At 72.0% G+C, this 13,144-nt stretch carries 8 protein-coding genes; 4 read left to right on the plus strand and 4 right to left on the minus strand.

The features are described from left to right. Positions 1-14 precede the first annotated feature (14 nt). The gene (locus tag D7Y21_RS21325) at positions 15-767 is read left to right on the plus strand and encodes a hypothetical protein (protein ID WP_233591437.1); all 753 of its coding nucleotides are present in this window, start codon (positions 15-17) and stop codon (positions 765-767) included. Here the strand turns inward: D7Y21_RS21325 and D7Y21_RS21330 are convergent. Further along, complete coding sequence (locus tag D7Y21_RS21330) at positions 739-1,452, minus strand: HAD family phosphatase (RefSeq protein ID WP_120562161.1); 714 nt, start codon at positions 1,450-1,452, stop codon at positions 739-741. The genes D7Y21_RS21325 and D7Y21_RS21330 overlap by 29 nt on opposite strands. A 214-nt stretch (positions 1,453-1,666) precedes the next feature. Here D7Y21_RS21330 and D7Y21_RS21335 point away from each other — a divergent pair, with 214 nt between their 5' ends. From D7Y21_RS21335 to D7Y21_RS21345, 3 genes are all read left to right on the plus strand, one after another. Next, the gene (locus D7Y21_RS21335; protein ID WP_121715361.1) at positions 1,667-3,310 is read left to right on the plus strand and encodes a sigma 54-interacting transcriptional regulator; all 1,644 of its coding nucleotides are present in this window, start codon (positions 1,667-1,669) and stop codon (positions 3,308-3,310) included. Positions 3,311-3,316: 6 nt separating this feature from the next. Next, complete coding sequence (locus tag D7Y21_RS21340) at positions 3,317-3,703, plus strand: hypothetical protein (protein WP_233591438.1); 387 nt, start codon at positions 3,317-3,319, stop codon at positions 3,701-3,703. Between the two features lie 129 nt (positions 3,704-3,832). Further along, on the plus strand, positions 3,833-4,210 hold the full coding sequence (locus D7Y21_RS21345) for a hypothetical protein (RefSeq protein ID WP_233591439.1): 378 nt from the start codon (positions 3,833-3,835) through the stop codon (positions 4,208-4,210). A gap of 98 nt (positions 4,211-4,308) precedes the next feature. Here D7Y21_RS21345 and D7Y21_RS21350 read toward each other — a convergent pair whose 3' ends face one another. The 3 genes from D7Y21_RS21350 to D7Y21_RS21360 form a co-directional block, all read right to left on the minus strand. Further along, positions 4,309-7,857 carry a serine/threonine-protein kinase gene (locus D7Y21_RS21350; protein WP_121715369.1) on the minus strand — a complete coding sequence of 1,183 codons (3,549 nt, stop codon included), beginning with the start codon at positions 7,855-7,857 and terminating at the stop codon, positions 4,309-4,311. Between the two features lie 123 nt (positions 7,858-7,980). Next, positions 7,981-11,205 carry a DUF4215 domain-containing protein gene (locus D7Y21_RS21355; RefSeq protein ID WP_121715363.1) on the minus strand — a complete coding sequence of 1,075 codons (3,225 nt, stop codon included), beginning with the start codon at positions 11,203-11,205 and terminating at the stop codon, positions 7,981-7,983. Between the two features lie 12 nt (positions 11,206-11,217). Then, positions 11,218-12,966, minus strand: a complete 1,749-nt coding sequence (locus D7Y21_RS21360; RefSeq protein ID WP_233612227.1) for an OmpA family protein — start codon at positions 12,964-12,966, stop codon at positions 11,218-11,220. Positions 12,967-13,144 lie beyond the last annotated feature (178 nt).

The raw sequence follows: 13,144 nt of genomic DNA on the forward strand, positions 1-13,144 counted from the left end.
TGAAGCTTCGTTGGATGGCAGTGAGTGCAGGGCTCGCGGCGGCGACCGTCGCCGTGGGTGCGTGCGGCAGTGAACCGGAGCCCGAGTGCGTCGTGGCTCGCGCCGTGTCGGACGGCTCCACCGGCTCGTTCGCCGCGTCGTATCAGCTCAAGCCCGGGCAGAACCCGGACACCGCCTGCGCGCAGCTCAAGCCCGAGCCGCTGGGGCTGCAGAAGTTCTTCAGCCAGGACCCGGCCGCGCCCGACACCGTGGGCGTGCGCAGCGCGCGGCTGGGCAAGTTGATGGAGGACTTCGCGTCCCGGCTGACGGAGGACTCGAAGGCTTCCGCCACCGCGGTGGGCGCCTTCGCTTCCGCGACGCCGGGGGCGGACCACTTCTGCTCGGTGCCGGAGCTCACCCAGACGCGGCTGGAGGTGCCCGCGTCCGCGGCGCCTGACGGCGGCCTGCTGCCCGAGCAGGACTTCGTCTACGCGTGGAGCAACCTGCGCATCTACAACACGCCGGAGATTCCGGGCACGCAGTTCACCGCGGACCTCGGGTACTCGGAGAACGGCTGCAGCGCCGAGTACACCGTGAAGGGCATCTGGCCGGTGGTGAAGTGCCAGAACAGCAAGACGAAGCTGCCGGACGACACGCTGTGCGACCCGTACGCGGACTACGACGCGGGACGGCTGCGCGGCTCCGGCATCAACCCGCTGTTCCCCGTGAAGTGCGACCCGGACGCGTTCATCTGCGTGCTCACGGGTGAGGTGCCGTCGGCGCCGTGAAGCCGTGGCTTCCGGGACGCAGCGCCTGCGGCAGGTCCCGGAAGTCCCTCACCAGCCAGTCCGGCCGCTCGCGCATCAGGACCTCGCGCGGGAACGACGTGGCGACGGCGACACACGCCGCGCCCGCGGCCCGCGCGGCCCTCAGCCCCGCCACCGCGTCCTCGAATACCACGCAGGCGTGCGGCGGGACGCCCAGCGCGGCGGAGGCCTTGAGGTACACCTCTGGATCCGGCTTGCCCCGCGTCACGTCCGTGGACGTCACCCGCACGGGGAACAGGTGCTCCAGCCCCACGCGCTCCAGGGCCCGCTCCGCGTTCTCCGCCAGGGCGCTCGTGCCCAGGGCCCAGGGCACGCCCGCCTGCTTCAGGGACATCAGGTAGGCGCCCACGCCGGGCACGGGGGACACCGGCTCGTGGTCGAGCAGCCGGTGGAAGGCCCGCTCCCGGTCGTCCGTGAGCACGGCCACCTGCTCGTCATCCAATTCCGCGCCGAACCACGCGCGCAGCGTCTCCCCGGCCCGCAGGCCGTTGGTGGCGAGCAGCTGCTCGCGCGTGGGCACGTAGCCCCGCTCGCGAGCGAACTCATCCCAGACGCGGTAGTGCAGTTCGGTCGTGTCGATGACCACGCCGTCCAGGTCGAAGAGGACGGCGCCGAAGACAGTGATGTTCGAGGTCGATGGAGTCATGAAGGTCGCGCTCCCTCTCGAAGATCCACACGGCACGCGTCACAAACCTATTCATCGGATGGGACGCGGGCGTGGCTTCCGCCCCTACCGCCCGTGCCTACCTTGCGAGCAGCCGTGGGGACGGCCCCCGGTCGGCGCCAGGGGGCGTGCGCAGAGGAACGACGCCTGCCAGGCCCCGGGGCAGCCAGCCCGTTGTAGGCTGCCTGGGAGGTCCATGCCGCCCAAGAACCCCACGAATTTCTCCACGACCGCCGTCCGCACGCAGGGCACGCCGTCACAGGCCGCCCAGGTGATGCCGGCGTTGACGCTCATTGGCCATGCCCAGCCCCAGCGCATCGGGGAGCGGCTGCTGCTGGACGGGTTGCTGTCCGGAGAGCGCGCGGTGGCGCTGTCCCGCAACGCGCCGGACTTCAGCCGTCCGGGCGCGGTGCTGGCGCTGCCCCTGGGGGACCCCTTCCTCAGCCGGACGCCGGTGCGCTTCGAGGCGGGGACGCACGGGAGCGTGCGGCTGCGGGTGCCGGAGGGCGGGACGCCGGTGTGGGTGGGCAGCGAGCCGGTGCGCGGCGGGCGGGAGTTCCCCGCGGAGGCGCTGGTGGCGGGCGTACCGCTGGTGCTCGCCGGGCGCGTGGCGCTGCTGCTGCACCAGGCCACCGTGCGCGGCGCGGGTGCCCAGACGGAGCTGGCGGGGCTGGGCATGGTGGGCGACAGCGAGGGCATCGTCCGCGTGCGCGAGGACGTGCTGCGCGTGGCCGACCTCCTGGTCCCCGTTCTGGTGCGGGGCGAGACGGGCACGGGCAAGGAGCTGGTGGCGCGCGCGCTCCATGCGCGGAGCCCACGCCACGCGGGGCCCTTCGTCAGCGTCAACCTGGGCGGCCTGGCGAAGGACCTCATCGCCGCGGAGCTGTTCGGCGCGGTGCGGGGTGCGTTCACCGGCGCCGCGCGCGACCGGGAGGGCTTCTTCCGCGCAGCCCATGGCGGCACGCTCTTCCTGGATGAAGTGGCGGAGGCCCCTCCGGAGGTCCAGGCGGCGCTCCTGCGCGTGCTGGAGACCCAGGAGGTCTATCCCGTGGGCGCGCAGACGCCGGTGCGCGTGGACGTGCGGCTCGTCACCGCCACGGACGCGGACCTGGAGTCGCGCATCCACGACGGCCACTTCAAGGCCCCGCTGCTGCACCGGCTGGCGGGCTTCGAAATCACCGTGCCCCCGCTGCGCGAGCGCCGCGAGGACATCGCGCCGCTGTTCCTCCACTTCGCGCGCCAGGAGCTGGAGTCCACGGGCGAGGCGGGGCGGCTGAGCTCCTCGGACGCGCGCGCGGAGCCGTGGCTGCCCGCGTCGCTCGCCGCGCGGCTGGTGCGCTCCGCGTGGCCCGGCAACGTGCGCCAGCTTCGCAACGTCGCGCGGCAGCTCGTGATTGGGAGCCGGGGCCTGCCGGGGCTGCGCGTGGATGCGCGGCTGGAGCAGTCGCTGGACGCCGACGCGCTGCCCATCCCCGGACACCCCCTGAGCGAGCACGCGCCCTCCCCTGCCTCGGAGGACACGCCCCCGCCTTCGCAGACGCGCGCACCCGCGCGGCGCAAGCCGTCGGAGGTGAGCGAGCAGGAGGTGCTGGAGGCCCTGCGCGCCTGCGCGTGGGACTTGAAGGCCACGGCGGACTGGCTGGGCATCCCGCGCTCGTCCGTGTACGTGCTCATCGACAAGAGCTCGCTCCTGCGGACCGCGCGCGACCTGAGCCCGGAGGAGATCACCCGCTGCTTCCACGAGTGCGAGGGCGACCTGGACCGCATGGTGCAGAAGCTGGAGGTCTCCCGCCGCGCGCTCCATCGCCGTGTGCGTGAGCTGGGATTGGACGCGAGCTGAGCTGGTATGGCGTCTGCAATGGCGGTGGGCACCATGCCCACCAACACCATCACCATCGACGTCTCCACGACCCCTGTTACCTACAACCCCAGCCCCGATGTGAAGCACGGCGACACGGTGGTCTTCACGTTGGGCAATGCGCTCAGTGCCACCGCCACCATCACGTTCCCCAACGGCACCTGCCTCACCACGTCTGGCCCGTACACGCTCGGGGGCCCCACGATGGCGACCGCGCCCCTGACCGTCGCCCTGACGGCGGCGCGCGGGGTCTATACCTTCGACGTGGACTTCAACAGCGGGCAGGAGTCCCTGGCCCGCAAGGGCCACGAGTGGGACCGGAAGAACGGCGGCATCGACGTGAACAACGACCCGCCGAAGGAGCTGCTCCGGTAGGTGCCGGACACGTCAGCTCCCGGCCCCGGACGTGTCATTGACGCGTCCGGGAATGCGCGGCCGTGAAACATCCGGGCGCATCTTCAAGACATGCATGTTGGTACAGGGGCTGCAATGCTATGCGGACCTATGGCCACCATCACAGTCGACCTCTCCACGGTTCCCATCAGCTACAACCCCGGCCCGGAAGTGAAACACGGCGACACGGTTGTCTTCTCGATGGGCAGCTACCCTGCCTCCTACACCGCCACCATCACGTTCCCCCACGGGAACTGCCTCACCGTTTCCACCACGACCCCGTACCCGTACGAGCTCGGAGGGCTCCACGCGCTGGCGACCTCCCCGCTGACCGTCTCCATGACGGCGCCGAAGCGGGTCTACGAGTTCGACGCGACCATCGACGATGGGTCGAGCCCCCCGAGCGCGGACAAGGTCGGTCCGCCGCTCGATCTGGACCGGAAGAACGGCGGCATCGACGTGAACAACGACCCGCCAGAGACCGTCTGACCGACGGACACGTCAGCCCCGGACCGTGCCATTGACGCGTCCGGGGCCCTGTCCCGTGTCGCGGCCGTGAACCCTCCCAGGGTCCGCCGGTAGCGTCCTCAGGGCGTAGGGACGTCGGCCACGCTCTCCGGGCTCGGGACACGCGCTCCGGTGCGGAGGGCCAGCAGCCCGTCCCGCACCTCGCGCGCATGGGTCCACCGGGGACGGGCCGTCACCACCGCGTCGGCCAGCGCCAGTCCCCGCGTCAGCCCGGCCGCCGCGTCCTGCCCTTCACGGATGCGCCACCGCGCCCACGCGCCGTGGAGCTCCGCCGCCGCGAGCCGGTACTCCAGCCTGGGGTCGAGCTTCATCGCCTCCTCGAAGGCCTGCGCCGCGCGCGTGAACTCGCCCTCCGCCGCGCCGTGGCCCTGCACCATCCAACGCGCCCGGACGCCGGAGGCCTCCGCCAGATAGCGCCAGGCATTGCCCAGGCGCGGGTTCTGCTCGCGCGCCCGGCTCAGCGCCGTCTCCGCCTTCGTCAGGTCCGCCGCCGGGTCTCGCGCCTGTGACAGTGTCCACGTCGCGTGGCGCACCCAGGCCTTGCCCAGATTCGCCAGCAGGTCCGCGTCGTCCGGCAGCCGCTTCAGCGCCTCCGTGTAGTCCTCCACCGCGGCGCGCAGCGCGACGCTCGGGTCCTCGCCCTTCGTGAGCTGGAGCTCCGCGCGGAAGACCTCCCACTCGCCCAGGTTGTTGAAGGCGAAGCCTTGCGTGGGCGCCAGGGTGCGGGCCTTCTCGAACGACGCCTTCGCTTCGTCGAGCAGCGCCTTCGTGTCGCCGCCCTCCTCTGCTCGCAGCTCCGCCTGCCAGAACACCGCGGAGCCCAGCGCGTTATGGAGCGCGGGAGGCTTCGCGTTGAGCGCCAGCCCCTGCCGGTACAGCGTCAGGGCGCGCTCCAGGTCCACGCTGACGTCCTCGCCCTTCAGGTAGCGGGCGCGCGCGAGCTGCTCCGCCACCTCCGCGCCGTTGAAGCACGCGACGAAGTTGTCCGGGTTGAGGGACAGGGCCCGCGTGAGCGCGCTGTTCGCGCGGCGCAGGTCGCCCATCGCATCCGGCGCACCCTGGGCGCCCGCCCGCTTGCGGTACGCGACGCCCAGGTTGATCCACGTCAACGGCTGCTGCTCGCTCAGCTGGAGCGCCGCCTGGTACCCGGCGATGGCCTTGTCCAACAGCGGCAGCGGATCTCCGCCGCGCGCGGCCTCCGCGTCCGCCTGTCCCTGCCAGGTCAGGCCCAGGTTGTCGTGGAACGCGAAGTCGCGGTCCTCCGGGCGCAGCTGTTCGAAGGAGGCAATCGCGAGCTTCAGCTGTCCGCGCGGGTCCTCCCCGTGCTGCTGCTGGTAGCGCGCCCACTGGCGATGCGTGAGGGCCCGCTCCAGCGGGATGCGGTCGCTCGGCGTGGCCACGGCCTCCGCGGTGCGCAGCGCGGCCAGGGACTTCTCCAGCAGCGGAGCCACGCCTTCGCCGCCCTGGTTCGCGCGATGCTGCGCGAGCCGGCGGTGGAAGCGCGACACCAGCACCAGCGAGCGGGCATGGTCCGGCGCCGCGGCGAGCGCGTGCGACAGCGCCTCCAGGCCTCGCTCGTAGTGCGGCAGCACGTTGCCCTCGCCGTACAGCTCCATCACCAGCGCGGCCAGCTCCAGCCGCCCCAGCACCGAGTGCACCACGGGCTGACTCTCCGCCGTGGCGACGGCGGCGGTATATGCCTCGCGGCTCAGCGCCAGGTCCGCCTGCGAACCCGCGCGGTCCCCGCCGCTCCAGCGCCGCGTGGCCCGCGCGAGCAGGATGTCGCCACGCAAGAGCGGCGCCTCGTAGAACCACGGCGACTCCGTGCCCGGCGCGTCCAGCAGCGCCAGCGCGTCCTCCGGCCGGTCCTCGTAGAAGGCGAACAGGGCCTTCACGAACGACGGCGGCGCGGGGACATCCGGCCCTTCCGCCTGGCGCAGGTACACGAGCGCCGGGTCGCGGTAGCGCCCGTTCAGCTCCTTGAGCCGGGCCTCGCGCTGCGCGGGGGCGCGGCGCTCCACGTCCAGCAACAGCTGCTCGCGGTACAGGTGGCCCAGCGTCTGCGCCAGCGCCCACGCCACGCGCGGTTCGCGGTAGCCGTGCGCCCACGCGGACTCCTGCTTCGCGCGCGCGCCGTCCAGGTCGTCCAGCACGAACAGGGCGCGGCCCAGCGCGTACTCGCCAGGGCCCACCGCCTGCTCGCCCGCGCGGGAAATCTCCTGCTCCAGCGCGGCCATGCTCGCGCGCAATGCCTCACGGTCCTTGCGCGTGTCGTGCAGGCGCGACAGGGCGGAGTAACGCGCCGAGGACTCGATGCGCTCCACGCGTTCGGTGAAGGCGCGGGCCAGCCGCTCGCGTTCAGACACCTCGCCGCGCGCGAGCTGCGCCTGCGTGAGCGCGCCGGCCACCACCGCCACCACCGTGCCGCCCAGCGCCAGCGCCGCGCGGTGCTTGCGGACCTTCTTGCCCAGCCAGTAGCGCGCGCCATGACGGGCCCGCACCGGCTCGCCCGCGAGGAAGCGCTCCAGGTCGTCCGTGAAGGAGCGCACGGAGTCGTAGCGGAGCGGCCGCTCCTTCTCCAGGCACTTGAGGACGACGGCCTCCAGGTCCTCCGGGATGTCCGGCTCCAGCGCGCGCGGACGCGGAGGTGGCTCCGCCTGGAGCTTCGCGAGCACCTCCTTCTCCGTGCCGCCGGTGAAGGGAGGCTGCCCGGTGAGCAGGGCATATAATGTCGCGCCCAGCGCGTAGACGTCCGCGCGGCGGTCCAGGCGGTGGCCCTCACCGCGGGCCTGCTCGGGCGGCATGTAGTGCGGCGTGCCCAGCACCGCGTTCGGGGTGGTGCTGTCCTCGCGCCAGTCCCGCGCCAGGCCGAAGTCCATCACGAACGGGTTGAAGCCTCCGTCCTCCGTGCGCTCCACCAGGATGTTGCCGGGCTTCAGGTCGCGGTGGACCAGCCCCACGCGGTGCGCGGCGTGCACGCCCTCCGCGGCCTGACACAGCACCCAGACGCGCTGCTCCAGCGTGAGCGAGTTGGAGAGCTGCCCCAGCGACGGGCCCTCCACGTAGCGCATGGCGATGAAGGCGTGCCCGCGCACCTCGCCCACTTCGTAGACCTCGCACACGCGCTCGTGGCGCACGCGGGCCTGGGCGCGGGCCTCGGACAGGAAGCGGCGGGCCAGCTCCGGGTCCCCGTCTCGCACGAACTTGAGGGCCACGTTGCGGCGCAGCAGCGGGTCATAGGCCAGGAACACCTGCCCCATGCCGCCCTGCCCCAGGAAGCGCACGGGCTCGTAGCGGTCCCAGCCGGGCACCGGAAAGGAGGGCACACCCTCCACGGCCAGCGAGGACGGGACCGCCGTGCCCAGCGTGGCGGCCTCCTGGATGGGGACTTCACCCCGGTCCGTGCAGCCGCGAGCCAGGTCCTGCCGCAAGAGGTCCAGGGTGTCCTCCGTCAGCCGGCCCCGTTCCTTCAACAGCTCCAGGGGCCCGCGGTGCAGGCGGAGGGCCTCCTCGCGCAGGGCGGCCGCCTCGTCGGAGGACAGCAGCCCCTCGTCCAGCGCGAGAAGGACCTCCTCCTCGTAAGACTCTTGATGACCTGCCCCGGGCACGGACGAAGCATACGGGGAAGGCCGGGGGACGCGGGAGCGCCGCCGGAAGGGCGCCAAGAAGGGGAGCGAGGGGGCGCTCCCGGGAAGGGGGAAGGCCGGCCCCTCCGGCGGGCTCCGCGAGGCTCAAGCGGCGCGGCGCTGACGACGGCGCAGCCCCGGCACTCCCATCAGGCCCAGCAGGGCCAGCCAGGAGGCATCCGGCGCGGTGCTGCACCCGCCGCCCGCGAAGGCGCGCGTGCTCACCACCGTCCAGGTGTACTCCGCCGGGGTCTCATCCGTGTTGCCGCTGCCGTCCACCGCGCGGACGCGCAGGACGTGGTCCCCGCTGCCGACGGTGTAGCTGTCCTGGCACGGGCCCCAGGCTCCGCCGTCGAGGCTGCACTCAAACGTGGAGCCCTCTTCCGTGGAGGCGTACTCGAAGTCCGCCGTGCGGCTGGAGGTGGTCGGCTCCGGGCCCTTCACGATGGAGGTGTCCGGGGCCTGGTTGTCCAGGACCACGCTGTCCACGACGAAGGGGACCGCGGTGGACGGGGGGCTGGTGACGCCCGCGGGAGACTTGGCCGTGGCCGTCACGGTGTGCGGGCCGTCCGTCAGCGGCGTGGTGGGCACGCAGCTCCACTTTCCGGCCGCGTCCACGGTGGCGGTGCAGAGGACGGTGGTGCCTTCGCGCACCGTCACCGTCGCGCCGGGCTCGCCGGTGCCGGTGATGGCGGGCGTGCCGGTGGTCACCGTGGTGTTCGCCTCCGGGCCGGTGATGACCGGCGCCGGGACCTCGGTGTCCACGATGAAGGGGACGGCGGTGGATGGGAAGCTGGGGCTGCTCGTAGGCGTCTCGGCCGTGGCCGTCACGGTGTGCGGGCCGTCCACCAGGGGCGTCGTGGGCGTGCAGGTCCAGTTGCGGCTCGCGTCGACGGTGGCCGTGCAGACCACGGTGGTGCCTTCACGCACCGTCACCGTCGCGCCGGGCTCACCGGTGCCGGAGATGGGAGGCGTGCCGGTGGTCACCGTGGCGTTCGCCGCGGGGCCGGTGATGACCGGGGCGGGCGTCACGGGCCCGGGCTCCTCCGCCACGCACTTCTGGGAGACCGGGTCGCAGTACGCCTCGCAGACGTTGGACGCGGTGCACGTCTGGCCCACCTCCAGCAGGCAGCGCGGCGAGCAGGTGTCGCCGCCCACCAGGTTGCCGTCGTCGCACACCTCGGTGCCCGCGCGGACGCCGTCGCCGCACGTGGTGCCGCAGGCGCTGGGCGAGCCGTTGCAGCTGTAGCCCGGCTCCTCGGCGCAGGTGGCGTTGCAGCCGTCGCCGCTGGCGGCGTTGCCGTCGTCGCACTGCTCACCGGCCTCCAGCGTGCCGTTGCCGCAGGTGTTGAGGCACGCGGTGCCAGGGACGGGGCAGCTGTAGCCCGGCTCCACGGCGCAGGTCGCGTTGCAGCCGTCGCCCGCCGTGGTATTGCCGTCGTCGCACGCCTCGGCGCCCGCGCGGATGCCGTCGCCGCAGAGGGTGGTGCAGGCGCTGGGCTGACCCGAGCAGCTGTAGCCCGTCTCCACGCGGCAGCCACTGGAGCAGCCGTCGCCGGACACCTCGTCCGCGTCGTCGCAGGTCTCGTTCGGATCCAGGGCGCCGTTGCCGCACGACTGGACGCACACGGAGGGGCCGTTGGACGGCGTGGAGCAGGCATAGCCGCCCTCCACCCGGCACTCGGTGGCGCAGCCGTCACCGGAGGTCAGGTTGCCGTCGTCGCACTGCTCGCCCGGGTCCATGTTGCCGTTGCCGCACGTCTTCGCGCAGGGCTGGCCCGGCGTGGCGCACGCGTAGCCCAGCTCCAGGGTGCAGGCGTTGGAGCAGCCGTCGTTCAGGTTCGTGTTGCCGTCGTCGCACAGCTCACCGGCGTTGAGCACGCCGTTGCCGCACAGCGGAGCGCAGACGGACGGGGCGCCATTGCAGGAGTAGCCCGTCTCGATGCGGCACGCCGCCGAGCAGCCGTCGGAGCTGAACACGTTGCTGTCATCGCACTGCTCTCCCGCGTTGATGACGCCGTTGCCGCAGGAAGCCACGCAGGCCTGGCCCGGCGCGGGGCAGGCGTAACCGTCCTCCACGCGGCAGCTGGCGTTGCAGCCGTCGTTAGACGTGAGGTTGCCGTCGTCGCACTGCTCGCCGGGGTTCAGGTTTCCGTTGCCGCACGTCTTGGCGCAGGTGCTGGGCGCACCGGCGCAGCCATAGCCGGGCTCGATGCCGCAGGTGGCGCTGCAGCCGTCGCCGTTGCCGGTGTTGCCGTCGTCGCACTCCTCGCGCGGGGAGACGGCGCCGTCACCGCAGCGGTCGTCGTAGGCGTCCACGAAGAGGTAGCGGAAGGCATTCGGCGCGTTGCCGTCGTTCTCGTTGCACAGCTCGATGCGGTTGAGGCCCGGGTGCCAGGCCGCGCTGGTGCCGAACTCGCGGAAGATGTTCTTCTGCCAGGGCTGGCCGGGCGGGTTGTTCACGGTGACGGGCGTGATGGCCACGCCGTTCACCTTCGCGCCGTCGAACTCGTTGTCATTGAAGGTAGCCAGGCGCAGGCGGAACTGCGCGATGTTGGTCGTCGAGGGGATGAGGAAGTCCTGGTACACGCACGTCTGCGCGCCCTGGTCCGCCATGAAGCGCGCGGTCTGCATCTCCAGCGGCCAGTCGTTCGCGTCGCGGATGCCGGTGGCCGCGCCGGTGGTGGTGCCGGCGTAGAACCAGTGCGGATCCACCGCGCCCGTGGGCAGGCGGCGGTTCTGCGCGTCCACGCCGGTGTTGAACACCGCCACGCCCGCCTTCACGCAGCGGCTGGGGCTGCCCGCGCAGGCGAAGCCGGGCTCCACCTCGCACTGGCGGCTGCAGCCGTCGCCCTCGAAGCGGTTGCCGTCGTCGCAGACCTCCTGCGCGTAGGACGGGTACTGCCGGTTGTCGAACGTGCCGTTGCCACACAGCGACAAATCACACGTGGCCGAACAGCCGTTGCTGCCGCTGGTGGTGTCGCCGTCGTCGCACAGCTCGCCGGGGTTCACCACGTTGTTGCCGCACAGGCTGGCCAGCGAACACGCGCTGCCGGGCACGTGGCACAGGTAGCCCGCCTCCACGGTGCCGGTGGACGAACAGCCGTCCCCGCTCACCGTGTTGCCATCGTCACACTGCTCGCCGGGCTGGAGCCGGCCGTCCCCCACGAGCGCGGAAGACTGGCTCGTGAGCACGGGCTCGGAAGTGGAGGAGCGCGCTTCGCAGCCGGCGAGGAGGAACAGCGAACACAGGGCCAGCATGTGCAGGCCCGTGCGCAGGGCCATGCGGGGTGAATCTCCCCGGAGGGAATGCATCAGGGTCTTGAGCATGAACGGTCTGCCTTACTTCCGAAGGGTGTCAGGGGAAGAGGAGGAGGCGGGCGCCGTCTGCACGCCATCGGCCTCTCCGACGATCTTGAATTCGACGCGGCGGTTCTTCGCGCGGCCGTCCGCCTTCGCGTTGTCCGCGATGGGCTGCGTGGGCCCGAAGCCCTGCGCCACCAACCGCTCGCGCTGCACGCCCTTGCTCACGAGGTAGTCCACCACCGCCTCGGCGCGCCGCTGGGACAGCTCCAGGTTGTAGGAGGCCTTGCCGGTGTTGTCGGTGTGGCCCTCCACGCGCACCTTCTCGATGTCCGGATGGGACACGAGGATGGCCGCGACCTTGTCGAGCACCGCGTTGCTGCGCTTCTGGATGACGGCCTTGTTGTTCTCGAAGAACACGGCCTCCATGATGCGGATGCTGCCGGAGTCGATGCGCGCGACAGGCGCCTCCTTGCAGCCGCCGTTGGCCTCGGTGCCGGGCTCGTCGGGGCAGTTGTCCAGGCGGTCCACGATGCCGTCACCGTCGCGGTCGGGCTCCACGTCCGGGCAGCCGTCCTGGTCCTTGTAGCGGTTGAACGTCTCCGGCTCCTTGGGGCACTGGTCCTTGGAGTCCACGATGCCGTCCCCGTCGGAGTCAGGGTCGTCCGGGCAGCCGTCCTCGTCCTCGAAGCCGTTCTTGTTCTCCGCCTGCGTGGGGCACTTGTCCGCCAGGTTGGGGATGCCGTCCTGGTCGTCGTCCTTGTCCGGGCAGCCCTGGAGCTGCGCCAGGCCGGCCGTCGTCGGGCACTGGTCGTCGCGGTTCTTCACGCCGTCGCCGTCCGCATCCAGGTCGGGACACTCGGCGGCCACGTGGGGCTGGCCCGCGATACAGACGGGGCCCTTGGGCGCGGGCGGCGTGCCGAAGGACACACCGGCGAGCACGCGGAAGCGCGGCGTGCCGGGCGTCTGGCCAAAGCCAGGGCCACCCATGACGTACACCTCGGTGCCGTCCGCGGTGGGGACGCGCAGGCCCAGGAGCGCTTCCAGCGAGCTGGGCGAGTCCTGCGTGGGAATGGTGCCGCGCACGATGACCTCTTCGCGCAGGCCCCAGAGGCTGGCGGACAGGTTGACGCCGCCGTTGAGCTCCACGCCCATCTCATCGAGGTAGGGCTGCGTCTGCGGCGTCAGCGCGTACGTCTTCGTGCGCACGAGCGCGCCGACGTCCGCGCCCACGCGGAAGGTGCCGCCCAGCTGCTTGCCGGCGCCCAGGCGCGGGGAGAAGGTGAAGCCCTCGTCGCGGGTGAGGGCGGCCTTGCTGCCCAGGGGCAGGGCCGCGCCCAGGTGCAGCCCCAGGTCCATCGGTCCGCCCCGGTTTTCGGAGAGGAAGCCCACGCGGGCCTGGACCCACGGCGTGCCGAGCGCGCTGGTGGTGGGGCGGGACACGCCATTCGACGCGGTCTCCGGACCCCACTGGGCGACGATGGGCACCTGGGCGCCCAGTTCCAGCCAGTTCGTGAGGGAGTACGCCGCGCTCACGTACGCCGTCACGCGGTGGGAGATGATGTCGGCCTGACGCTCGTCGTCCTCCACGAGGACGAGAGGCCGGTTCTCGTATTGCGCCGTCAACCCGATGCGGTACTGGCCCGAGGGGAGCAGGTCACCGGTGGACAGCACGAGGCTGTCACGCATGGCGGGGTTGAGCTGCAGGCGCTCCAGTTCGATGCCCGGGATGCTGCTCTGGGCCTGGGCGCTGAAGGCGCAAAGGACGGCCAGTCCTCCGAGCCCCAAGTGATGCCTTCGTGCGAACAAGCGTTCCTCCACATGCACACACGGGCGTGAGAGAGGCCCGCGTCCCTTCGCCAGGCGAGGGGTACGCAGGCGATTGCACGCCAGGGGCCAGGAGGTGTCGGGAAGGCAACGTCCAGCAATCGCGCGGGGATGCGGCGGGGGCCGGCCTCCCCGGGGT

The sequence above is a fragment of the Corallococcus sp. AB045 genome (assembly GCF_003668895.1).
GTDB lineage: Bacteria > Myxococcota > Myxococcia > Myxococcales > Myxococcaceae > Corallococcus > Corallococcus coralloides.